Raw genomic sequence first — 22,739 nt, forward strand, 5'->3', positions numbered from 1 at the left:
ACCGCCGGCAGCAGCGAGTCCTGCTGGGCCTTGGAGAAGCGGTGGATCTCGTCCAGGAAGAGCACCGTCTCCCGGCCGGACATCCCGACCGCCCGCCGGGCCCCGTCGATCACCGCCCGGACCTCCTTGACCCCGGCGGTGATCGCGGACAGCTCCACGAAGCGGCCCTCGACCGCCTGGCTGATCACGTGCGCCAGGGTGGTCTTCCCGGTGCCGGGCGGCCCCCAGAGGATCACCGAGCTGGTCGCCGCCGGGCCCCGCGAGCCCGCGACCAGCCGGCGCAGCGGCGAGCCGGGCTTCAGCAGCTGCCGCTGCCCGGCCACCTCGTCCAGGGTGCGCGGGCGCATCCGTACGGCCAGGGGAGCCCGGCCGGGCTCCCTGAGCTGGCGTTCCTCGGCTGCGGCGGTGAAGAGGTCCGGTTCGTCCACACCGGAAGCCTATGCGAGGGCTCCGACGGCCCGGGCGGCCACCGGGCTGCTAGTCCAGCCCGGCGGCGTGGTCCGGGACGTACTTCTGGAGGTCGCGCGGGGGCCGCTGGTAGCCGCGCGACTTCGGCCGGGCCGGCAGCTCGATCCGCGGCGCCTTGGTCTCGTGGTACGGCACGGTGGACAGCAGGTGGGCGATCATGTTGATCCGGGCCCGGCGCTTGTCGTCGCTCTCCACCACGTGCCAGGGCGAGTCCGGGGTGTCGGTGTGGATGAACATCTCGTCCTTGGCCCGGGAGTAATCCTCCCAGCGGCTGATCGACTCGACGTCCATCGGGGAGAGCTTCCAGCGCTTCATCGGGTCCTCCAGCCGGTCCCGGAAACGCCGCTCCTGCTCGGTGTCGCTCACCGAGAACCAGTACTTGCGCAGCAGGATGCCCGACTCGGTCAGCATCCGTTCGAAGGTCGGGCACTGGTGCAGGAACTGCCAGTACTCCTCGTCGGTGCAGAAGCCCATCACCCGCTCGACGCCCGCGCGGTTGTACCAGCTGCGGTCGAACAGGACGATCTCCCCGGCGGCCGGCAGGTGCTCCACGTACCGCTGGAAGTACCACTGGGTCTTCTGCCGCTCGGTCGGCGTGGGCAGCGCCGCGACCCGGGCGACGCGCGGGTTCAGGTACTCCGTCACCCGCTTGATCGCCCCGCCCTTGCCTGCGGCGTCGCGCCCCTCGAAGACCACCACCAGCCTGGCGCCCTCGACCTTCACCCACTCCTGGAGCTTCACCAGCTCCTCCTGGAGCCGCAGCAACTCCCGCTCGTACGGCTTCCTCGCCAGTTTCTCCGGCTGCGCGGTCCGCTGCTGCTCGGTCACTCTCGGGTCCTCCATCCGGCTGAATGCTGATGCGCACTCACCGTAGGCGCCGAGGGCCGGATCCGCAGGCCGACAGGGCCGTGAACGGCCGGGCCGGCCCGGGGGATCGAACGGGAAGGAGGAGGGGTCTACACCGCGACGAAGGGCTCGGGGTAGCGGCAGAGCCCGCGCGGGCCGCCGTCGTACGCCGTCAGCGGCAGAGCCTGGAAGTAGGCCTCCGGCACCTCGAAGGGGCCGGTGACGTCGTGCCGCCCGGCCGGCTTGAAGCCGAACCGCGCGTAGTACTCCGGATCACCGAGGACGATCACGAGCTTCTCGCCCGCCTCCTCGGCCTCCGCCAGCGCGGCCCGGACGACCAGCTCTCCGACGCCCCTGCGCTGCCACTCGGGCGCCACCGCGACCGGCGCGAGCGCCAGCCCCCGGCCGTCCCCGACCCGCAGCCGGGTCAGCAGCGCGTGCCCGATCACCAGCCCGGTCCCGTCGACCGCCACCACGGACAGGCCGGGCAGCCAGGCCGGATCGCGGCGCAGCGCGTCCACCAGGTCCGCCTCGTCCGGGCCGGGGAACGCGGCCATGTGGACGCGTCTGGTCGCCGGGGCATCCTCCGGACATTCGATTCTCGTTGTGACCTGCATGGGTCAACCCTCCCTGTGTCACACACCGTTGTGGACCGGCCCCGGACGGCGGGTGAGCCGTCCCGGGCCGTTGCAGGTTAGCGGATGACGCGACGTCAGTCCTTGGGCTGAGCCTCGGACTTGACGTCCTCACGAACCTTGGGCTGGGCGTCCACGCCGGCCTCGCGGCGCTGCGCCGGGGTGATCGGGGTCGGGGCACCGGTCAGCGGGTCGCCACCGGTGGACGTCTTCGGGAAGGCGATGACGTCGCGGATGGTGTCGTACCCGCCCAGCAGCGTGACGATGCGGTCCAGGCCGAAGGCGACACCGCCGTGCGGCGGCGGGCCGTAGTTGAAGGCGTCCAGCAGGAAGCCGAACTGCGAGGCCGCCTCCTCCTCGGAGAGGCCGATCGCGTCGAACGCCCGCTTCTGCACCTCGCGCTGGTGGATGCGGATCGAACCGCCGCCCAGCTCCGAGCCGTTGAGCACCAGGTCGTACGCGTTGGACAGCGCCGCGCCCGGGTCGGTGTCGAAGGTGTCCAGCGACTCGGCGGTCGGGGCGGTGAACGGGTGGTGCACCGCGTGCCAGCCCTGGAACTGGCCCTTGTCGTCCTCGATCGGCTCGAACATCGGGAAGTCGACGACCCAGAGGAAGGCCCACTTGGACTCGTCGATCAGCTCACAGCGGCGGCCGATCTCCAGACGGGCGGCGCCGAGCAGCTCCTGGGAGGCGCGCTCCTTGCCGGCCGCGAAGAAGACCGCGTCACCGTTCTTGGCGCCCGCGGCGGCGGCGAGGCCGGCCAGGTGCTCCGCGGAGAGGTTCTTGGCGACCGGGCCGCGCAGCTCGCCCGTCTCGGCGTCGATGAGCACGTACGCCAGGCCCTTGGCGCCGCGCGCCTTGGCCCAGTCCTGCCAGGCGTCCAGCTGCTTGCGCGGCTGCGAGGCGCCGCCGGGCATGACCACGGCGCCGACGTACGGGGCCTGGAAGACCCGGAACTCGGTGCCCTTGAAGTACTCGGTCAGGTCGGTGAGCTCCTGGCCGAAGCGGACGTCCGGCTTGTCCGAACCGTAGCGGCCCATGGCGTCCGCGTAGGTCATCCGCGGCAGCGGGTTCGGGACCTCGTAGCCGTGCACCTCGCGCCAGATGGCACCGATGATCTTCTCGCCGAGGGCCAGGATGTCCTCCTGGTCGACGAACGAGGCCTCGATGTCGAGCTGGGTGAACTCCGGCTGCCGGTCGGCCCGGAAGTCCTCGTCGCGGAAGCAGCGGGCGATCTGGTAGTAGCGCTCCATGCCGGCCACCATCAGCAGCTGCTTGAACAGCTGCGGCGACTGCGGCAGGGCGTACCAGTGGCCCGGCTGGAGGCGGACCGGGACCAGGAAGTCGCGGGCGCCCTCGGGGGTGGAGCGGGTGAGGTACGGCGTCTCGATGTCGAGGTAGTCGTTCTCCTCCATCACCCGGCGGATGATGTTGTTGACCTTCGAGCGCAGTCGCAGGCCCTTGGCCGGGCCCTCGCGGCGCAGGTCCAGGTAGCGGTAGCGCAGCCGGACCTCCTCGTTGACCGTGCCCGGCTCGTACTCGGCGACCGGGAAGGGCAGCGGGGCGGCCTCGGAGAGCACCTCGATCGCGCTGACGACGACCTCGACGGCGCCGGTCGGGATGTCCGGGTTCTCGTTGCCCTCGGGGCGGACCCGGACGTCGCCGACGACCTTGACACAGTACTCGGCGCGCAGGCCGTGCACCGAGTCGAGGTCGCGGACCACGATCTGCACGGTGCCGGAGGCGTCGCGCAGGTCGATGAAGGCGACGCCGCCGTGGTCGCGGCGGCGGGCGACCCAGCCGGCCAGGGTGACGGTGGTGCCTGCGTGCTCCGGGCGGAGCGTGCCCGCGTCGTGCGTGCGGATCACAGCTGCTTCTCCTTCAGGGTGGTGACGAGTGCGTCGAGGGCGACGGGGGTCTGTTCGCCGGTGCTCATGTCCTTGAGCTGGACGACGCCCTCGGCGAGGTCCCGGTCCCCGGCGATCAGGGCGAAGCGGGCGCCGGACCGGTCGGCGGACTTCATGGCGTTCTTGATGCTCTTGACGCCGAAGGCGAGGTCGGTGGCCACGCCGGCCCGGCGCAGCTCGATCACCTTGGCGAACAGGACGTTCTTGGCTTCTTCGCCGAGCGCGACGGCGTACACGGCGGTGGCGGCCGGCAGGTCGAGGGTGACGCCCTCGGCCTCCAGCGCGAGGAAGGTGCGGTCCACGCCGAGTGCCCAGCCGACCGAGGGCAGCGCAGGGCCGCCGATCATCTCGGACAGGCCGTCGTAGCGGCCGCCGCCGCCGATCGCGGACTGGGCGCCGAGGCCGTTGTGCACGAACTCGAAGGTGGTGCGGGTGTAGTAGTCCAGGCCGCGCACCAGCTTGGGGTCGTCCACGAAGGCCACGCCCGCCGCGGTGAGCAGCTCGCGGACCTTCTCGTCGTACGCCTTGCACGCCTCGCACAGGTAGTCGCGCAGCATCGGGGCGCCGACCAGCTGGGCCTGCACCGACTCCCGCTTGTCGTCGAGGACGCGCAGCGGGTTGATCTCGGCGCGGCGGCGGGTCTCCTCGTCCAGGTCCAGCCCGGAGAGGAACTCGATCAGCGCGGCGCGGTAGACCGGGCGGCACTGCTTGTCGCCGAGGCTGTTGAGCAGCAGCGAGTAGTCGCGCAGGCCCATCGACCGGAAGGCGTCGTCGGCCAGGATGATCAGCTCGGCGTCCAGCGCCGGGTCCTCGGCGCCGATCGCCTCGGCGCCGACCTGGGAGAACTGGCGGTAGCGGCCCTTCTGGGCGCGCTCGTAGCGGTAGTACGAGCCGGAGTACCAGAGCTTGACCGGCAGGTTGCCCTGCTTGTGCAGGTTGGCCTGCAGCGCGGCGCGCAGCACCGAGGCGGTGCCCTCGGGGCGCAGCGCGAGCTCGTCGCCGCCCTTGGTGGTGAGGGTGTACATCTCCTTGGTGACGATGTCGGTGGACTCGCCGACACCGCGGGAGAACAGCTTCACGTCCTCGAAGACCGGGGTCTCGACGTAGCCGTAACCGGCCCGGCGGGCGGGTGCGGCGATGCGCTCGCGGACCGCCAGGAAGGTCGCGGAGCTGGGGGGCAGCAGGTCGTACGTGCCCTTGGGGGCGGTGAAGGTGTTCAACTTCTCTTCCGTCACATTCCTCGTCGCGGGAAAGCCGGGGCGCCGGCCGCCCCCGCTGCCTGTCGGAGGTAGGGGTTGGTGGCGCGCTCACGGCCGATGGTGGTCTGACCGCCGTGGCCGGAGAGGACCACGGTGGAGTCGTCGAGGGGCAGGCACACCCGGGCCAGCGAGTTCATGATCGCTCCGCTGTCCCCGCCCGGGAGGTCGGTACGCCCGATGGAGCCGGCGAACAGCAGGTCGCCCGAGAAGAGCACCGGAGGGAGGTCCTCGGCACCGGGCGTCCGGAAGGTCACCGACCCCTTGGTATGGCCCGGGGCGTGGTCCACGGTGAGCCGCAGGCCGGCCAGCTCCAGCACGCCGCCGTCGGTGAGCTCGCGCACGTCGTCGGGCTCTCCGACGGTGAGCTCACCCATCAGCTGGGTGCCCAGGGAGCGGCCGATCGCCTTCTCCGGGTCGGACATCATGAACCGGTCCTCGGGGTGGATCCAGGCCGGGACGCCGCGGGCGCCGCAGATCGGGACCACCGAGGCCACGTGGTCGATGTGGCCGTGGGTGAGCAGCACGGCGACGGGCTTCAGCCGGTGCTCGCGGACCATCTCCTCGACGCCGCGGGTCGCCTGGTGGCCGGGGTCGACGATGACGCACTCCTCGCCCGCCGCCGGGGCGACCAGGTAGCAGTTGGTGCCCCAGGCTCCAGCGGGGAATCCGGCGATGAACACGCGCGTCCTTCGGTGTGCGGCGGTCGGCTGCGGCGCCTACCAGTGTCGATGCAGCCGGTGATGATTCAGGTGCAGCCTACCGGCGCTCCGGGCCCGGTTGCGAACCAGATAGGGGTGGCGGGGCACCGCCGGGTGGTGGGTTCACCGGGTTCTTACGGGCCCGGTCCCTACACTTGGCCGCCGAGGGATGCGATGATCCGCTCCGGAATCCATCCACTTTTCCCGCACATCCCGTAGGAGACACGGCCGGTGGTCAGCAGCGAACAGCGGCGGCGGCAGCTCGCCCGAGACAAGTACGAGCGCCAGATGGAGCGCCGGGTGGCGGCCGCGGCCGCGCGCAAGCGCCGCAACACGATCCTGGGCGCCTCGCTCGCCGTCGTGGTGCTGGCGGGCGGTGGCACCCTGATCGCCACCGGCGCGTTCAGCTCGGACGACAAGGGCGACACCAAGGCCTCGGCCTCGGCCGACCCCCAGGCGGCGCCCACCAGCACGGCGGAGCCGACCACCCCGACCCGCAAGCCGGTCGAGGGCTGCGCCGCCCCGGCGCCGGGCGCGCCCAACGGCAAGAAGTGGCAGGCCGAGCCGGCCATGACGATCGACCCGAGCGGTTCGTACGTCATGACGCTGGACAGCAACTGCGGCAAGGTGACGGTCGCGCTGGACGCGGCCAAGGCCCCGCACACGGTGAACTCCTTCGCCTTCCTGGCCGGCGAGCAGTTCTTCGACCACACCAAGTGCCACCGCCTCACCACGGACGGCATCTTCGTGCTCCAGTGCGGCGACCCGACGGCCAGCGCGACCGTCCCCGGCGGCACCGGCGGCCCCGGCTACAAGTTCGCGGACGAGAACCTGCCCGGCGCGACCTACCCGGCCGGCACCGTGGCGATGGCCAACTCCGGCCCGGGCACCAACGGCAGCCAGTTCTTCCTGGTCTACAAGGACACCAAGCTGCCGCCGGACTACACCCCCTTCGGCAAGATCACCGGTGGCCTGGACGTGGTCCAGAAGATCGCCGCCGCGGGCACCCTGGAGGGCACCCCGGACGGCCACCCGATGGCCGACGTCACCTTCAACACCGTTACGGTGGCGAAGGGCTGACCCGTTCCGGGGCCGTCCGGAGGCCGCCCGCGTGCGGCTCCCGGACGGCCCCGGCCCGAAATCGCCCGGCCCGGATGCGGACAGCACCGGGCCTGGTCGCCTATGTTGGCGTCGTATAGGGTGCCCGCACCCGCCTGGCCGTCACCCTCGGCAGCAAGCACGGCGGACGGGGACGGCGGACTCTTTCGGTCCGCCGCACATCAACTGTGGACGACGGACGCGCGCCGCCCCGGCGCGGGCGCGACGTCATGTGGAGGACGCGCTATGAGCAGCGACCCGTGGGGCCGTGTGGACGAGCAGGGCACGGTCTACGTCAGGACGGCCGACGGCGAACGCGCCGTCGGTTCCTGGCAGGCCGGCTCGCCCGAGGAGGCCCTCGCCTACTTCGAGCGCAAGTACCAGGGCATCGAGGTGGAGATCGGCCTGCTGGAGAAGCGGGTGCGCACCACCGACCTGGCCGCCAAGGACGCCCAGGCCGCGTTGGAGCACCTGCGCGCCCAGGTCGTCGAGGGGCATGCGGTCGGTGACCTGGAGTCGCTGGCCAAGCGGCTGGACACGCTCGCCGGCGAGATCGAGAGCCGGCGCGAGGAGCGCAAGGCCGCCCGCGCCAAGGCCCAGGACGACGCCCGCTCGGCCAAGGAGGCCCTGGTCTCCGAGGCCGAGCAGCTCGCCGAGTCCACCCAGTGGCGGGAGGCCGGGGACCGGCTGCGCGCGCTGGTGGACACCTGGAAGGGCCTGCCGCGGCTGGACCGCAAGAGCGACGACGAGCTGTGGCACCGCTTCTCGCACGCCCGCTCGGTCTTCTCCAAGCACCGCAAGGCGCACTTCGCCACCCTGGACGCCGAGCGCGAGAAGGCCCGGCAGACCAAGGAGGCGCTGGTCTCCGAGGCCGAGGCGCTGTCCTCGTCCACGGAGTGGGGCAGCACCGCCGCCGCCTACCGCGACCTGATGGCGCGCTGGAAGGCCGCCGGCCGGGCCCAGCGGGACGTCGAGGACGAGCTGTGGGCGCGGTTCCGCGGCGCCCAGGACGTCTTCTTCCAGGCCCGTTCCTCGGTGTTCAGCGAGCGGGACGCCGAGCAGGTGGAGAACCAGAAGCTCAAGGAGGCGCTGGCCACCGAGGCCGAGGCGATCCTGCCGATCACCGACCTCAAGGCCGCCAAGGCCGCGCTGCGCGAGGTGAACGAGCGCTGGGAGGCGATCGGGCACGTGCCGCGCGAGGTCCGTCCGAAGCTGGACGGTCGGCTGAACGTGGTCGAGCGGGCCATCCGCGAGGCCGAGGACACCGAGTGGAAGCGCTCCAACCCTGAGGCCAAGGCCCGCGCGGCCGGCATGGTCGGGCTGTTCCAGGCGAAGGCCGACAAGATCCAGGCCGACCTGGACAAGGCCCGCTCGGCCGGCAACGCCTCCAAGGTCGCCAAGCTGGAGTCCGAGCTGGACGGCGTCCGGACCCTGCTGGAGCAGGCCCACAGGAGCCAGGAGGAGTTCAGCGGCTGACCGTCGTCCGACGCGCTGAACGGCGAAGGCCCCCGGGAGGGTTCCCGGGGGCCTTCCGCGTACCCGTCCGCTACTTGTTGCGGGCGGAGGTGACGCGGTAGACGTCGTACACGCCCTCGACGCCGCGCACCGCCTTGAGCACGTGGCCCAGGTGCTTCGGGTCGCCCATCTCGAAGGTGAAGCGGCTCATCGCGACCCGGTCCCGGGAGGTCTGCACCGCCGCCGACAGGATGTTGACGTGCTGGTCGGAGAGCACCCGGGTGACGTCGGAGAGCAGCCGGGAGCGGTCCAGCGCCTCGACCTGGATGGCCACCAGGAAGACCGAGGACTGGGTGGCCGCCCATTCGACGTCGATCATGCGCTCGGGCTGCTGGCTCAGCGCCTCCACGTTGACGCAGTCGGCGCGGTGCACCGAGACGCCGTTGCCGCGGGTCACGAAGCCGACGATCGGGTCGCCCGGCACCGGGGTGCAGCAGCGGGAGAGCTTGACCCAGACGTCCTCGACGCCCTTGACGATCACGCCCGGGTCGCCCTTGGCCCGGCGGCGCACCGCGCGGCGGTTGTCGTGGGTCGGGGTGGCGGTCTCCGCCAGGTCCTCGGTCGCGCCCTCCTCGCCGCCGAGCGCCTGGACCAGCTTCTGCACGATGTTCGGCGCGGCGACGTGGCCCTCGCCGATCGCGGCGTACAGCGAGGAGATGTCGGGGTAGCGCATCTCGTGGGCCAGGGTGACCAGCGAGTCGCCGGTCAGGATCCGCTGGATCGGCAGGCCCTGCTTGCGCATCGCCCGGACGATCGCCTCCTTGCCGTGCTCGATCGCCTCCTCGCGGCGCTCCTTGGAGAACCAGGCGCGGATCTTGTTGCGGGCGCGCGGCGACTTGACGAAGCCCAGCCAGTCTCGGGACGGGCCGGCGTTCTCCGCCTTGGAGGTGAACACCTCGACGGTGTCGCCGTTCTCCAGGGTCGACTCCAGCGGCACCAGCCGCCCGTTGACCCGGGCGCCTATCGTCCGGTAGCCGACCTCGGTGTGCACCGCGAAGGCGAAGTCGACCGGGGTGGCCCCGGCCGGCAGGGCTATCACGTCGCCCTTGGGCGTGAAGACGAAGACCTCGTTGCTGGCCAGGTCGAAGCGGAGCGACTCCAGGAACTCGCCCGGGTCGGCGGTCTCCTTCTGCCAGTCCAGCAGCTGCCGCAGCCAGGCCATCTCGTTGACGGCGCCGGCCTTGTCGTCCTTGCGGACCTGGGTCGGGGTGTCGGTGCGGACCTTGGAGGCCCCGGCCACCGCGCGCTGCTTGTACTTCCAGTGCGCGGCGATGCCGTACTCGGCCCGCCGGTGCATGTCGAAGGTGCGGATCTGGAGTTCGACGGGCTTGCCGCCGGGACCGATCACCGTGGTGTGCAGCGACTGGTACATGTTGAACTTGGGCATCGCGATGTAGTCCTTGAACCGCCCCGGCACCGGGTTCCACCGCGCGTGGATGGTGCCCAGCGCCGCGTAGCAGTCGCGGACGGTGTCGACCAGGACCCGGATGCCCACCAGGTCGTAGATCTCCGCGAAGTCCCGGCCCCGGACGATCATCTTCTGGTAGACCGAGTAGTAGTGCTTCGGCCGGCCGGTGACGGAGGCGGTGATCCGGGCGCCGCGCAGGTCCGCCTGGACCTGGTCGATGACGGTCGCCAGGTACTCGTCCCGCTTGGGGGCGCGCTCGGCGACCAGCCGGACGATCTCGTCGTACATCTTGGGGTAGAGGATCGCGAAGGCGAGGTCCTCCAGCTCCCACTTGATGGTGTTCATGCCCAGCCGGTGCGCCAGCGGGGCGTAGATCTCCAGGGTCTCGCGGGCCTTCTTCTCCTGCTTCTCCCGCTTGAGGTAGCGCATCGTGCGCATGTTGTGCAGGCGGTCGGCCAGCTTGATCACCAGGACCCGCGGGTCCTTGGCCATCGCGACGACCATCTTGCGGACGGTCTCGGCCTGCGCGGCCTCGCCGAACTTGACCCGGTCCAGCTTGGTGACGCCGTCCACCAGCAGGGCCACCGAGTCGCCGAAGTCCTTGCGCAGGGTCTCCAGGCCGTAGTCGGTGTCCTCGACGGTGTCGTGCAGCAGCCCGGCCATCAGCGTCGGGGCGTCCATGCCGAGCTCGGCGAGGATCGTCGCGACGGCCAGCGGGTGGGTGATGTACGGGTCGCCGCTCTTGCGCTTCTGCCCCCGGTGCCACTTCTCGGCCACCGCGTAGGCCCGCTCTATGTCCCGCAGCAGCGCCGGGTCGGCCTTGGGGTCGTTGGCCCGGATCGAGCGGAACAGCGGCTCCAGGACGGGGTTGAGCACGCTGGAGCGCTGGCCGCCGAGGCGGGCCAGCCGGGCCCGCATGCCGCCGGTGGAACCGCGGCCGGAGGGGCCGAGCGAACGCGAGGAGGTCGGCGCCGGGCGTGCCGGGGTGGCCCCCGAGGGCGTGGGACGGTTTTCGGGGGCGGCCGCTGCGGCCGTGGGCACAACCTCGTCGGGCAAGGACAACTCCTCGGGGCACCGGACCGACCCCTTGCCGAGGTCCGAACGGTCGGACACAACCGGGAGGGGATGAATCTTCATGGTACCGAGCCGGGCGCCCCGGTGTTCATCCGGCCGGGCCAGGAAACGGAAGGACGGCGGCCGGATGTTCCGACCGCCGTCCCTCCGACCGATCCGTCAGACCGTGACCAGCGTCTCCAGCGGAGCGCCGCCGAGGTGCCCGGCCAGCCGCTCGCGGCCGTCCAGGAAGCCCAGCTCCATCAGCACCACGACGCCCACCAGCTCGGCGCCGGCCTCCTTCACCAGGTCCAGCGAGGCGCCGATGGTGCCGCCGGTGGCCAGGACGTCGTCCACCACCAGCACCCTCTCACCGGGCTCGAAGGCGTCGCACTGCACCTCCAGCGTCGCCGAGCCGTACTCCAGCTCGTAGCTGCGCCGGAACACCTCGCCGGGCAGCTTGCCCTGCTTGCGGATCGGCACGAAGCCGAGCCCGGCCGCGACGGCCGCCGGAGCCGCCAGCACGAAGCCGCGCGCCTCCAGGCCGACCACCTTGGTCGCACCGAGCTCCAGGGCCCGGTCCGCCAGCGCCCGGGTGAGGGCGCCGAAGGCCTCGGCGTCGGCGAGCAGCGGCGCGATGTCCTTGAACAGCACACCCGGCTTCGGGTAGTCCGGGACGTCCCGGATCCGGCTGTTCAGCAGCTCGGCCAGTGCGGTGTCGGCGGTGGTCACGGTGTCATTCCTCGGGTTCGTGATCGGGGTCAGCGCTTGGTGGACGGACGGCCCTTGGCACGGGCGGTGCCGGCCGAGCGGCCACGCTGTCCGACCATACCCGCAGGCTGCTCCTCGTCCGCCGACTCCTCGTCGCCGAGGACGCCCTCCTCGGTCTCGCCCTTGGCGGCAGCCGCGGCCCGGTGCTGGAGGACCCGCTTGCGCAGGGCCTTCATCTCCGGCTCCTCCTCCTTGAGCTGCGCCAGCAGCGGGGTGGCGACGCAGATCGAGGAGTACGCACCGGCCGCGAGGCCGATGAACAGCGCGAGCGAGATGTCGTTCAGGGTGCCGGCGCCCAGGAAGCCGCCGCCGATGAACAGCAGCGCGGCGACCGGCAGCAGCGCCACCACGGTGGTGTTGAGCGAGCGCACCAGGGTCTGGTTGAGACCCGCGTTGGCGGCGTCGCTGTAGGTGCGCTTGTTCTGCTTGGTGAGCCCCTTGGTGTTCTCCTTCACGGTGTCGAAGACGACGACCGTGTCGTAGAGCGAGTACCCGAGGATGGTCAGGAAGCCGATCACCGTACCCGGGGTGACCTCGAAGCCCACCAGGGCGTACACCCCGATGGTGATCAGGAGGTCGTGGATGAGGGCCACCAGGGCGGCCACCGCCATCCGCCACTCGAAGGCGATCGCCAGGTAGACCGTCACCAGGACCATGAAGACGATCAGGCCGGTGAGCGCCTTCTGGGAGATCTGCTTGCCCCAGCTGGGGCCGATCACCTGGGCCTCGACGGTGTCCAGCGGCACGCTGAGCTTCTGCGAGAGCTCGGAACGGATCTCGTCCGAGCTCTTCGTCTCCTCGGTGCTGACCTGGATGCGGATCTTGCCGCTGTCGGTCGACTGCACCAGCGGGTGGGAGGAGACGATCCCGTCCGCGGTCTCCTGCGCCTGGGAGACCGTCAGGCCGGGCTTGGACACGGTGTAGACCGAGCCGCCCTTGAACTCGATGCCCAGGTGCAGGCCCATGGCCAGGCCGATCGCCGCGACGAGCACGATCACGCCGGAGATGGAGTACCAGAGCTTGCGGCGACCGACGAAGTCGAAGCTGACTTCGCCCTGGTAGAGCCGGTGGCCCAGGTTGGAGAAGCGTGACACGGTGTCAGGCCTCCTTCACGGCGGCAGAGGAGGGGCTACGGCGACGGCTGCTGCGCAGCGGCGGGCGGGCGCCCAGCCGCTTCGGGTCCAGGCCGGACCACGGGTGGCCGTTCAGGAAGAACTTGCGACGGGCCAGCAGCGTGATCAGCGGCTTGGTGAAGAGGAAGATCACCACGACGTCGAGCGCCGTGGTCAGGCCCAGGGTGAACGCGAAGCCCTGGACCTTGCCGACCGAGACCACGTAGAGCACGGCGGCACAGAGGAAGGACACGAAGTCCGAGACCAGGATGGTGCGCCGGGCGCGCGGCCAGGCCCGCTGGACCGCCGGGCGCAGCGGGGCGCCCTCGCGGACCTCGTCGCGGATGCGCTCGAAGTACACGATGAAGGAGTCGGCGGTGATGCCGATCGCGACGATCGCGCCGCAGACCGCCGGCAGGTTGAGTGCGAAGCCGATCGCGTTGCCGAGCAGGCTCATGATCGAGTAGGTCAGGGCCGCCGAGACGAGCAGACCGGCGATCGAGACCAGGCCGAGGCCGCGGTAGTAGATCAGCGAGTAGGCGACCACCAGGACCATGCCGATCAGGCCGGCGACCAGGCCGGCCTTGAGCTGGTCGCTGCCGAGCGCCGGGGAGACGGTGGTGATGTCGCTCTTGGCGAACTCCAGCGGCAGGGCGCCGTAGCTGAGCACGTTGGCGAGGTCCTGCGCCTCGGCCTGCGAGAAGCGGCCGGTGATGACCGCGCTGCCGCCCGGGATCGGTCCGTTGACCTGCGGGTGGGAGACCACCTGGTTGTCCAGCTCGATGGCGAACTGGTTGGTCGGCGGGGCCTGGGTGGCCAGCTGGCCGGTGACCTTGGAGAAGGCGTCGGCGCCGGTGCCGTTGAACTGGAGCTGGACCTGCCAGCCGGCGCCGGTCTGGGTGTCGATGGTGGCCTGGGCCTTGGAGACGTCCGCGCCCTTCACGGCCACCGGGCCGAGGGCGAGCTTCTCGTAGTAGCCGTTCTCGGCCTTCTGGGAGCAGGCGACGACGGCCTTGTCCTCGGCGCCGGTCTGGGCGGCGCGGACCTCGGGCTTGGAGCAGTCCAGGGCGGCGAACGCGGCGGCCAGCTCCGGCGGGACGGTGCCCTGGGTCATCGCGGCACTGATGTCGGCGGCGCTCGGCTGGGTGGCCGCGGCGCTCGGGGCGCCGGTGGCGGCCGGGGCCGCGCTGCCGGTGGCGGCGGGAGCGCCGCTCGCCGCGCCGGTGGCGGCGGCGGTCGGGGTGGTGCCCTCGGCGGCCAGTGCCTCGCTCGCGGCGCGGCCCTGCTTGGTGGCGCTCGCGCCCGCGGACGGGGCGGCGCCGGTGGCCGCCGGGGTGGCGCCGGCGGACGGGGTCGCGCCCGGGGTGCCGGTGGCGCCCGCGGACGGGGTGCCGGTGGGCGCCGGGGCGCTGATGCCGCTGGGGGCCACGGCCAGCACGGGGCGGAAGAACAGCTTGGCGGTGGTACCCACCTGGTCCGCCGCGTTCTGCCGGTCGCCGCCCTTGGGGATGTTCACGATGATCGTGTCCGAGCCCTGGGTCTGGACCTCCGCCTCGGAGACACCCATACCGTTGACGCGGCGCTCGATGATCGAGACGGCGATGTCCATGTTGGACTTGTTGAGCGCCTTGGGATCAGTCGACTTCGCGGTCAGTGTGATGCTGGTGCCACCGGCGAGGTCGATACCGAGCCGGGGCTTGGTGGTGCCCGTCCCGAACATGAGGGCGACCAGTCCGACGGTGACGACCAGGATGAGGGCCAGTGCCCGCCCTGGGTAGCCGTCGCGCGGGCGCGACTTGGGTGTTGCCACCTTGCTCGTTTCTCCCTGTCCATGCCACTTTCCCGGCCGTACCCCCGGCCGGTGCGTTGACTGGACGGGGGTACGGCGGTTCTGCGGCCCTGAGGTCCTGTGGGCTCGCGGCACACTGCGCCGCGCGGCCGGGCGGGTTGCCCGTCCGTACTACTTGCTCGCGGGAGCCCCGCCCTCGGCATCGCCCTTCTCGGCGCTGTCCTTGGTGAGCGTCAGCGGCTTGTCCCCGGCCGGCTCGGCGTCGGCGTCCTCGGCCTCCGGCTCGGGAAGCTCCTCATCGGCGGGGCGGCCGTTGATGATCGCGTCGTAGTCCTGGAAGTCCAGGACCGCCGCGATCGCGCTCTTGGTGAAGTGGGTGACCACGCCGGGCGCGATCTCCAGCTCGACGGTCTCCTCGTTGACCGCCTTCACCTGGGCGTACAGGCCGCCGATGGTGCGCACCCCCGCCCCGGGCTCCAGCGCCGTCTGCATCTGCTGCTGCTGCTGCTGGCGCTTCTTCTGCGACCGGAACATGAGCACGATCGCGATGATCGGGAGGAGAAGGATGATGAGGTTCACTGCAGCCAGGGTCCTTTACGGGCCGCCGACCGGCGGCCTGTGTGGTATTGGTCGGCCCGTCAGGTGAGAGGGGCGGTCCGGCGGATTCTAGGCGACCCAGAATCGATCGGACAACGCCAAGCATCGCATCCTGCCGCCGAAAGTGGCGACCCTCCGCCTGCACGGTTTCCCCGGACGTCGCTCCGGCCTCCCCCGTGCGCCACCAGGGGAACCCCGGCCGGGAACCGCCCGGCCCCAGTCACCCGTTCAGCCGATGGCGGTCAACTTTCGTCGGCGGAGGACGGCTCCGGCTGGGCCGGAACGCCGCCGCGAGTGGTCTGGACCGGCGGGGTCAGGCCCAGGTGCTGCCAGGCGGCGGCGGTGGCGATCCGGCCGCGCGGGGTCCGGGCGAGCAGTCCCTCGCGGACCAGGAAGGGCTCGGCGACCTCCTCGACCGTCTCGGCCTCCTCCCCCACGGCCACCGCGAGTGTCGACAAACCGACCGGTCCACCGCCGAACAGCCGCAGCAGCGCGTTCAGCACCGCGCGGTCCAGCCGGTCCAGCCCGCGGGCGTCGACCTCGTAGACGTCCAGCGCCTGGGCGGCGATCCCGGCGGTGACCTGCCCGTCGTGGCGGACCTGCGCGTAGTCACGGACCCGGCGCAGCAGCCGGTTGGCGATGCGCGGGGTGCCGCGCGAGCGCCCGGCGATCTCGGCCGCGCCGGCCGGGTCTATCTCGACGTCCAGCAGGGCGGCCGACCGGTGCACCACCCGCTGGAGCTCGGCCGGGGCGTAGAACTCCATGTGCCCGGTGAAGCCGAAGCGGTCGCGCAGCGGGGGCGGCAGCAGGCCGGCCCGGGTGGTGGCGCCGACCAGGGTGAAGGGCGGCAGCTCCAGCGGGATGGCGGTGGCGCCCGGACCCTTGCCGACGATCACGTCGACCCGGTAGTCCTCCATCGCCATGTAGAGCATCTCCTCGGCCGGCCGGGACATCCGGTGGATCTCGTCGAGGAAGAGCACCTCGCCCTCGGTGAGCGAGGAGAGGATCGCCGCGAGGTCCCCGGCGTGCTGGATGGCCGGGCCGGAGGTGATCCGGATCGGGGCGCCCAGCTCGGCCGCGATGATCATGGACAGGGTGGTCTTGCCGAGCCCGGGGGGGCCGCTCAGCAGCACGTGGTCGGGCGCGCTGCCGCGCTGGCGGGCGGCCTGGAGCACCAGGGACAGCTGCTCGCGCACCCGCTCCTGGCCGATGAACTCGTCCAGCAGCTTGGGGCGCAGCGCCGCCTCCACCGCCTGGTCCTCACCGTCGGCCGCGGCCGTGACCAGCCGGTCGGCGGGTTCCGAGTCGTACATCCTCGCGGGCTCCAGAGTCTCCAGTGTCGACAAAAAGACAGATCGGCAGGTGGTCAGCGGGCCCGGTTGAGACCGCGCAGGGCGAGCCTGAGCAGGGCGCCGACGTCCGGCGTGGCCTGCGCCTCGGCCTCCGGCGTGACGGCCGAGACCGCCTCGTCCGCCTCGCGCGGCGCGTAGCCGAGGCCGGTCAGCGCGGAGTGCAGCTGCTCGCTCCACGGCGCCGGACCGGCGGCGAGCGGCTTCTGCGCGGGGACGGCGCCGTGCGGGGCGCCCAGCTTGTCCTTGTACTCCAGCAGCAGCTTGGCCGCCTTCGCCTTGCCGATGCCCGGCACGGCGACCAGCGCCTTCTCGTCGCCGCCCGCGATCGCGGCACGCAGCGCGTCGGGGCTGTGCACGCCGAGGATCGCCTGCGCCAGCTTGGGGCCGACTCCCGGAGCGGCCTGGAGGATCTCGAACACCGCGCGCTCGTCGTCGTCCGCGAAGCCGAACAGGGTCAGCGAGTCCTCCCGGACCACCAGCGAGGTGGCCAGCCGGGCCGGCTCGCCCAGCCGCAGCCCGGCCAGGGTGTTCGGGGTGCACTGCACGGCCATGCCGACCCCGCCGACCTCGACCACCGCCGTCCCGGAGGAGACGGCCGCCACGGGGCCCTGCACGAAGGCGATCATCGAACGCTCCCTCTCACGGGGGTGGTACGGGTCTTCAGGGACGCCGCCGAGGCGGCGCGGGGCGTGGTGCGGGCGGCCTGGACGGCGGCCTCCAGCCGGTTCGTCGCCCCGCCGCGCCAGATGTGGCAGATGGCCAGCGCCAGCGCGTCGGCGGCGTCGGCCGGCTTGGGCGGCGCGTCCAGCCGCAGCAGGCGCTGCACCATGGCGGTGACCTGCGCCTTGTCGGCCCGGCCGGAGCCGGTGACGGCGGCCTTGACCTCGCTGGGGGTGTGCAGGGTGACGGGGATGCCGCGCCGGGTGGCGCAGAGCATCGCGACCGCGCTGGCCTGGGCGGTGCCCATCACCGTGCGCACGTTGTGCTGGGCGAAGACCCGCTCGACGGCGACCAGGTCGGGCCGGTGCTCGTCCAGCCAGGCCTCCAGGCCCCGCTCGACCTGGAGCAGCCGCTGCCCGATCTCGGCGTCGGCGGGGGTGCGCACCACACCGACCCCGGCCATCCGCAGCGGTCGGCCCGGCGCTCCCTCGACCACGCCGACCCCGCACCTGGTCAGCCCCGGGTCCACGCCCAGTACCCGTACCACTCGCCCCGCCTCTCGTCGATCGTCGCTCGCAGGCGACCTGCGAAGGCTACCGTCCGGGTCCGACAACCCGACCGACGACACCGGCCCGGTGGTCCAGGGACCACCGGGCCGGGCAGTGAGAACGGTCACGCGCCGTCGATCGACGCCGTGATCACTCGGCGTCGAGCTGCGCACCGACCTCGTCGGAGATGTCGAAGTTGGCGAAGACGTTCTGCACGTCGTCGCTGTCCTCCAGCGCGTCGATCAGCTTCAGGATCTTGCGGGCGCCGTCGACGTCCAGCTCGACCTGCATGCTGGGCAGGAAGTTGGCCTCGGCCGAGTCGTAGTCGACGCCGGCGTCGACCAGCGCGGTGCGCACGGCGACCATCTTCGAGGCCTCGGAGACGATCTCGAACGAGTCGCCGAGGTCGTTGATCTCCTCCGGCTCCTGGTCCAGGACGACCTCGAACAGCTTGTCCTCGTCCACGCCGTCGGCCTTGGGGACGATGACGACACCCTTGCGGGTGAACAGGTAGGACACCGAACCCGGGTCGGCCATCGAGCCGCCGTTGCGGGTCATCGCGACGCGGACGTCGGAGGCGGCGCGGTTGCGGTTGTCGGTGAGGCACTCGATCAGGACCGCGACGCCGTTCGGGCCGTAGCCCTCGTACATGATGGTCTGGTAGTCGGCGCCGCCGGCCTCCAGACCGCCACCGCGCTTGACGGCGCGGTTGATGTTGTCGATCGGGACCGAGCTCTTCTTCGCCTTCTGGATGGCGTCGTACAGGGTCGGGTTGCCCGCCGGGTCGGGACCGCCGGTGCGCGCCGCCACCTCGATGTTCTTGATCATCTTGGCGAAGAGCTTGCCGCGCTTGGCGTCGATCACGGCCTTCTTGTGCTTGGTGGTAGCCCACTTAGAGTGGCCGGACATCGCCAGCTCCTTTACGTCGCCAAAGGGAAATGAACAGATGAGATCTTACCGGTGTCGCCACCGGTGAGGCGCACACGGTCGGTGGTGGCCTACTTACCGGCGAGGTGGTCCTCGACCATGCGCACGAAGTACGCGTGCACCCGGTGGTCTCCGGTCAGTTCCGGGTGGAAGGAGGTGGCCAGCAGATTGCCCTGGCGCACCGCCACGATCCGGCTCTCCGGACCGTCCGCGGCGGGCAGCTGGGCCAGCACCTTGACGCCCGCGCCGACCGACTCGACCCAGGGGGCGCGGATGAAGACGCCGTGCACCGGCGCGTCGTCCAGGCCCGCGAACTCGATCCCGGACTCGAAGGACTCGTTCTGGCGGCCGAAGGCGTTGCGGCGCACCGTCATGTCGATGCCGCCGACGGTCTCCTGGTCCTCGCGGCCGTCCAGGATCTTGTCCGCCAGCATGATCATGCCCGCGCAGGTGCCGTAGACCGGCATCCCGGCGGCGACCCGCTCGCGCAGCGGCTCCATCACGCCGAACAGCAGGGCCAGCTTGGACATGGTGGTGGACTCCCCGCCGGGGATCACCAGCGCGTCGACCTCGGCCAGCTCCTCGGCGCGGCGCACCGGACGGGCGAGCGCGTCGGCCTCGGCCAGCGCCACCAGGTGCTCGCGGACGTCGCCCTGCAGGGCGAGGACGCCGATGACAGGAGTGCTCACGGTCTTCAACCTCAATCGATCGTTACGACGGACTACGTGGTGCGGCCCGCCGCGCACCGAGGCGCTGCGGCGGGCCGTCCCGGGAACCGCGGGTGGTTACCAGCCGCGGTTGGCGTAGCGCTCGGTCTCCGGCAGGGTGTCGCAGTTGATGCCGACCATGGCCTCGCCCAGGTTGCGGGAGGCGTCGGCGATGATCTTCGGGTCGTCGAAGAAGGTGGTGGCCTTCACGATGGCGGCGGCACGCTTGGCCGGGTCGCCCGACTTGAAGATGCCGGAGCCGACGAAGACGCCCTCGGCGCCCAGCTGGCGCATCAGCGCGGCGTCGGCCGGGGTGGCCACGCCACCGGCGGAGAACAGCACGACCGGCAGCTTGCCGAGCTCGGCGACCTCCTTGACCAGCTCGTACGGAGCGCGCAGCTCCTTGGCGGCGGCGAACAGCTCGTTGTTGTCCAGCGCGCGCAGGTGGCCGATCTCGTTCTTGATCTGGCGCAGGTGGCGGACGGCCTCGACGACGTTGCCGGTGCCGGCCTCACCCTTCGAGCGGATCATGGCCGCGCCCTCGGCGATGCGGCGCAGGGCCTCGCCCAGGTTGGTGGCGCCGCAGACGAAGGGGGTGGTGAACGCCCACTTGTCCGAGTGGTTGACCTCGTCGGCCGGGGTCAGCACCTCGGACTCGTCGATGTAGTCGACACCCAGCGACTGGAGCACCTGGGCCTCGACGAAGTGACCGATGCGGGACTTCGCCATCACCGGGATGGAGACCGCCTCGATGATCTCCTCGATCATGTTCGGGTCGGACATGCGGGCCACGCCGCCGTCCTTGCGGATGTCCGCCGGAACCCGCTCCAGCGCCATGACGGCCACGGCGCCGGCGTCTTCGGCGATCTTGGCCTGCTCGGCGTTGACCACGTCCATGATCACACCGCCCTTGAGCTGCTCGGCCATGCCGCGCTTGACCCGGGCGGTGCCGATCTGCGGCTGGTCTGCGGTGGTGGGGGTGGTGGACACGTGAGACCTCACTCGAAGATGAATCAGTGCTATCGCCCTATGGTAGGCAGACCGGATGGCCCAACGATGCGCCACCAAGTCCAGCCAGGACGACGGGACACGACAAACAGGCCGTATCCGGGGGACACCTTAAGCAGGTGCCCCTTCGGGCGTGAGGGCGGGAGGCGGAGCATCGTCCATCTCGAACGCCAGCGGGAACGGCGCCTTCCCCGCCAGCCGGAAGTAACGCACCAGCCGGTGCTCGCGCACCGCCCGCGCCGCCCGCACCGCGTCGTTGTGGAACCGGCGCGCCATCGGCACCCGGCGCACCGCGGCCGTCAGATCACGAACCGCGTCCTCACCGCCCGGCTCCGCCACCAGCGCCGCCACCTGCTCCGGCTCCTCGAACACCGCCCGCAGCGCCAGGCTCAACTGGCTCTCCGCCACCTCGCGCTGCTCGTCCTCCGCCTGCCGGGCCGCGTGCGCCGCGTCCAGCAGCAGCAGCGAGGCCGCCGGATCCAGCAACGAGGACGTCGCCAGCTCCAGCGCCACCGAGGCCCGACGGACCAGCTGCGCGTCCAGCGCCGCCCGCGCGGCGTCGATCCGGGCGTGCAGCCGGTCCAAGCGGCCGGCCGTCCAACTCAGGTACATGCCGAACAGCACCACGGCCACGCCGGCCCAGATCCAGGTAGTCACGGACCGCTACGTTACCGGGTGTCACCGAACCGGCCTCAGGCGGTCGCGTTCCGGTAGCTGTCGCGGTCGATGTCGGCGATGTTCACCGCCGTGAACAGCCTGGTCCCCGGCTTCGGCCGGACGTACTCGGCCAGCAGCGCCAGCACGCCCTCGCTCAGCGCCGCCTTCGCCTCCGGCGACCGGCCCGGGAAGATCTGGAACTCCACGAACACCTGGGTGTCCCCGGCGGCCCCGCCGGTGCCCACCACCAGCACCTCGCTCTGCCGGAACACCGTCTTGCAGGACTCCGGCTTCGCGTCGATCGTCTCCTGGGCCAGCCGGTTGATCGCCAGGCCGAGGCCCCGGCGGTCGAAGGTGCCCGCCAGGTCGGCGGAGTAGTCGACGGAGATCTGCGGCATCGTCGCCCCCGTGGGTCGCAGTGGTACGGACCCACCCGACCCTAACCCCCGACCGGACGGACCGCCGGACCGGACCCTGGGCCGTGTCTCATGATTCGCGTCCGGCGGGAATCATGAGACACGGCCCAGCCGTGTCTAGTCCCGGGCCAGCCCGAACCGGCCCCGCCGCCCGCTGCGCACGTCCTCCTCGACCACCGCCGCCGCACCGGCCGTCACCGTCTCGTACACCGCCAGGATGTCCGCGCCGACCGTCGACCAGTCGAACCGCCGCACGTGCCGCGAGGCCGCCTCCCGTAGTTCCTCCAGCCGCGCCGGATCGCCCAGCAGCCGCAGCGCCGTACGGGCCAGCGCCTCCGCGTCCTCCACCGGGAACAGCTCCCCCGCGTCCCCGCCGTCCAGCACCTGCTTGAACGCGTCCAGGTCGCTCGCCAGCACCGGCGCGCCCGCGGACATCGCCTCGACCAGGATGATCCCGAAGCTCTCGCCACCGGTGTTCGGCGCCACGTACAGGTCCACGCTGCGCAGCAGCCGGGCCTTCTCCACGTCGCTCACCATGCCGAGGAACTCCACCTGCCGGCGCACCTCGGGCGCCAGGCCCGCGACCGCCTCCTCCTCGTCGCCCTTGCCCGCCACCAGCAGCCGCACCCCCGGCCGCTCCGCCAGGATCCTCGGCAGCGCCGCCAGCAGCGTCGGCAGGCCCTTGCGCGGCTCGTTGATCCGGCCGATGAAACCGATCGTGCCCGGCTCCCCCTTCGCCGCACCGCCGGTCCAGCGCTCGTCCGGCTCCGCCTCCGCGAAGAAGCCCACGTCCACACCGTTGGGGATCACCACCGCGTCCCCGCCCAGGTGCTCCACCAGGGTCCGCCGGGCGTACTCCGACACCGCGATCCGGGCCCGGATCTTCTCCAGCCCCGGCTGGAGGATCGGCGAGGCCGCGATCATCATCCGGGACCGCGGATTGGAGGTGTGGAACGTCCCCACCATCGGCCCGGTCGCCGACCAGGCGGCCAGTATCGACAGGCTCGGCGCCGCCGGCTCGTGCACGTGCAGGATGTCGAAGCGCCCGTCGTGCAGCCACCGCCGCACCCGCGCCGCCGACAGGATGCCGAAGCTCAGCCGCGCCACCGACCCGTTGTACGGCACCGCCACCGCCCGCCCCGCCGGAACCACGTACGGCGGCAGCGCCTCGCCCTCCTCGGCCGGCGCCAGCACCGACACCTCGTGACCCAGCCCGATCAGGTGCTCGGCCAGGTCCCGGATGTGGAACTGCACCCCACCGGGAACGTCCCAGTCGTACGGGCAGACGATGCCGATCTTCACGGGTTC

Annotated in this window: 22 protein-coding genes; 2 read left to right on the forward strand and 20 right to left on the reverse strand. The window is 71.6% G+C overall.

Going from position 1 to position 22,739, the window contains the following annotated elements; genetic code table 11:
- From ACFRMQ_RS13785 to ACFRMQ_RS13810, 6 genes are all read right to left on the reverse strand, one after another.
- A partial coding sequence (locus tag ACFRMQ_RS13785; protein WP_380730408.1) for an AAA family ATPase occupies positions 1-428 on the reverse strand: 428 nt, incomplete at its 3' end.
- Positions 429-477: 49 nt separating this feature from the next.
- Positions 478-1,311, reverse strand: a complete 834-nt coding sequence (gene ppk2, locus ACFRMQ_RS13790; RefSeq protein WP_380730410.1) for a polyphosphate kinase 2 — start codon at positions 1,309-1,311, stop codon at positions 478-480.
- A 113-nt stretch (positions 1,312-1,424) separates the two neighbouring features.
- Positions 1,425-1,931: a GNAT family N-acetyltransferase gene (locus ACFRMQ_RS13795; protein WP_380730412.1), complete on the reverse strand. Its 507-nt coding sequence runs from the start codon at positions 1,929-1,931 to the stop codon at positions 1,425-1,427.
- 95 nt (positions 1,932-2,026) lie between these two features.
- Complete coding sequence (gene aspS, locus ACFRMQ_RS13800; protein WP_380730414.1) at positions 2,027-3,817, reverse strand: aspartate--tRNA ligase; 1,791 nt, start codon at positions 3,815-3,817, stop codon at positions 2,027-2,029.
- A complete protein-coding gene (gene hisS, locus ACFRMQ_RS13805) occupies positions 3,814-5,076 on the reverse strand; it encodes a histidine--tRNA ligase (protein WP_380730416.1) in 1,263 nt (420 codons plus the stop codon). Before hisS ends, aspS begins: the two co-directional genes overlap by 4 nt.
- A gap of 11 nt (positions 5,077-5,087) precedes the next feature.
- Positions 5,088-5,795: an MBL fold metallo-hydrolase gene (locus tag ACFRMQ_RS13810; RefSeq protein ID WP_380730418.1), complete on the reverse strand. Its 708-nt coding sequence runs from the start codon at positions 5,793-5,795 to the stop codon at positions 5,088-5,090.
- A gap of 249 nt (positions 5,796-6,044) precedes the next feature.
- On the opposite strand from ACFRMQ_RS13810, the gene ACFRMQ_RS13815 reads away from it, so the two are divergent.
- Both ACFRMQ_RS13815 and ACFRMQ_RS13820 read left to right on the forward strand, forming a co-directional pair.
- A complete protein-coding gene (locus tag ACFRMQ_RS13815) occupies positions 6,045-6,893 on the forward strand; it encodes a peptidylprolyl isomerase (RefSeq protein WP_380730420.1) in 849 nt (282 codons plus the stop codon).
- 264 nt (positions 6,894-7,157) lie between these two features.
- A complete protein-coding gene (locus ACFRMQ_RS13820) occupies positions 7,158-8,387 on the forward strand; it encodes a DUF349 domain-containing protein (protein WP_380730423.1) in 1,230 nt (409 codons plus the stop codon).
- Between the two features lie 70 nt (positions 8,388-8,457).
- On the opposite strand, the gene ACFRMQ_RS13825 is transcribed toward ACFRMQ_RS13820, so the two are convergent.
- From ACFRMQ_RS13825 to ACFRMQ_RS13890, 14 genes are all read right to left on the reverse strand, one after another.
- Positions 8,458-10,890 (reverse strand): RelA/SpoT family protein, encoded by a 2,433-nt coding sequence (locus ACFRMQ_RS13825; protein ID WP_380730426.1) that lies wholly within the window; start codon positions 10,888-10,890, stop codon positions 8,458-8,460.
- 177 nt (positions 10,891-11,067) lie between these two features.
- Entirely contained in the window at positions 11,068-11,619 is a 552-nt protein-coding gene (locus ACFRMQ_RS13830) for an adenine phosphoribosyltransferase (protein ID WP_380730428.1), read from the reverse strand.
- 29 nt (positions 11,620-11,648) lie between these two features.
- Positions 11,649-12,752 carry a protein translocase subunit SecF gene (gene secF / locus ACFRMQ_RS13835; RefSeq protein WP_380730430.1) on the reverse strand — a complete coding sequence of 368 codons (1,104 nt, stop codon included), beginning with the start codon at positions 12,750-12,752 and terminating at the stop codon, positions 11,649-11,651.
- A 4-nt stretch (positions 12,753-12,756) separates the two neighbouring features.
- On the reverse strand, positions 12,757-14,580 hold the full coding sequence (gene secD / locus ACFRMQ_RS13840; protein WP_380730432.1) for a protein translocase subunit SecD: 1,824 nt from the start codon (positions 14,578-14,580) through the stop codon (positions 12,757-12,759).
- A gap of 150 nt (positions 14,581-14,730) precedes the next feature.
- A complete protein-coding gene (gene yajC / locus ACFRMQ_RS13845) occupies positions 14,731-15,138 on the reverse strand; it encodes a preprotein translocase subunit YajC (RefSeq protein ID WP_380697742.1) in 408 nt (135 codons plus the stop codon).
- Between the two features lie 260 nt (positions 15,139-15,398).
- Entirely contained in the window at positions 15,399-16,469 is a 1,071-nt protein-coding gene (gene ruvB / locus ACFRMQ_RS13850; RefSeq protein ID WP_380730434.1) for a Holliday junction branch migration DNA helicase RuvB, read from the reverse strand.
- Between the two features lie 53 nt (positions 16,470-16,522).
- Positions 16,523-17,134 carry a Holliday junction branch migration protein RuvA gene (gene ruvA / locus ACFRMQ_RS13855; protein WP_380730436.1) on the reverse strand — a complete coding sequence of 204 codons (612 nt, stop codon included), beginning with the start codon at positions 17,132-17,134 and terminating at the stop codon, positions 16,523-16,525.
- Positions 17,131-17,715 (reverse strand): crossover junction endodeoxyribonuclease RuvC, encoded by a 585-nt coding sequence (gene ruvC, locus ACFRMQ_RS13860; protein WP_380730438.1) that lies wholly within the window; start codon positions 17,713-17,715, stop codon positions 17,131-17,133. Before ruvC ends, ruvA begins: the two co-directional genes overlap by 4 nt.
- A gap of 151 nt (positions 17,716-17,866) precedes the next feature.
- Complete coding sequence (locus tag ACFRMQ_RS13865; protein ID WP_049651428.1) at positions 17,867-18,625, reverse strand: YebC/PmpR family DNA-binding transcriptional regulator; 759 nt, start codon at positions 18,623-18,625, stop codon at positions 17,867-17,869.
- Between the two features lie 89 nt (positions 18,626-18,714).
- Positions 18,715-19,332, reverse strand: coding sequence for a pyridoxal 5'-phosphate synthase glutaminase subunit PdxT (pdxT, locus tag ACFRMQ_RS13870; protein WP_380730440.1), 618 nt, complete (start codon positions 19,330-19,332; stop codon positions 18,715-18,717).
- Positions 19,333-19,428: 96 nt separating this feature from the next.
- Positions 19,429-20,352 carry a pyridoxal 5'-phosphate synthase lyase subunit PdxS gene (gene pdxS, locus ACFRMQ_RS13875; protein ID WP_380730442.1) on the reverse strand — a complete coding sequence of 308 codons (924 nt, stop codon included), beginning with the start codon at positions 20,350-20,352 and terminating at the stop codon, positions 19,429-19,431.
- Positions 20,353-20,469: 117 nt separating this feature from the next.
- Positions 20,470-21,015 (reverse strand): hypothetical protein, encoded by a 546-nt coding sequence (locus ACFRMQ_RS13880; protein ID WP_380730444.1) that lies wholly within the window; start codon positions 21,013-21,015, stop codon positions 20,470-20,472.
- A gap of 35 nt (positions 21,016-21,050) precedes the next feature.
- Complete coding sequence (locus tag ACFRMQ_RS13885) at positions 21,051-21,413, reverse strand: 5-carboxymethyl-2-hydroxymuconate Delta-isomerase (RefSeq protein WP_380730446.1); 363 nt, start codon at positions 21,411-21,413, stop codon at positions 21,051-21,053.
- Between the two features lie 135 nt (positions 21,414-21,548).
- On the reverse strand, positions 21,549-22,733 hold the full coding sequence (locus tag ACFRMQ_RS13890; protein WP_380730448.1) for a glycosyltransferase family 4 protein: 1,185 nt from the start codon (positions 22,731-22,733) through the stop codon (positions 21,549-21,551).
- Positions 22,734-22,739 lie beyond the last annotated feature (6 nt).

The sequence above is a fragment of the Kitasatospora sp. NPDC056783 genome, assembly GCF_042789895.1.
Classification (GTDB): Bacteria; Actinomycetota; Actinomycetes; order Streptomycetales; family Streptomycetaceae; genus Kitasatospora.

What these genes read in the sequence shown, in the direction of transcription:
- ACFRMQ_RS13885 (WP_380730446.1), bottom strand. Translation starts at nt 21,413, where the DNA reads ATGCCGCAGATCTCCGTCGACTACTCCGCCGACCTGGCGGGCACCTTC.
- ACFRMQ_RS13865 (WP_049651428.1), bottom strand. Translation starts at nt 18,625, where the DNA reads ATGTCCGGCCACTCTAAGTGGGCTACCACCAAGCACAAGAAGGCCGTG.
- ACFRMQ_RS13795 (WP_380730412.1), bottom strand. Translation starts at nt 1,931, where the DNA reads ATGCAGGTCACAACGAGAATCGAATGTCCGGAGGATGCCCCGGCGACC.
- ruvA (WP_380730436.1), bottom strand. Translation starts at nt 17,134, where the DNA reads ATGATCGCCTTCGTGCAGGGCCCCGTGGCGGCCGTCTCCTCCGGGACG.
- ruvB (WP_380730434.1), bottom strand. Translation starts at nt 16,469, where the DNA reads ATGTACGACTCGGAACCCGCCGACCGGCTGGTCACGGCCGCGGCCGAC.
- ppk2 (WP_380730410.1), bottom strand. Translation starts at nt 1,311, where the DNA reads ATGGAGGACCCGAGAGTGACCGAGCAGCAGCGGACCGCGCAGCCGGAG.
- ACFRMQ_RS13820 (WP_380730423.1), top strand. Translation starts at nt 7,158, where the DNA reads ATGAGCAGCGACCCGTGGGGCCGTGTGGACGAGCAGGGCACGGTCTAC.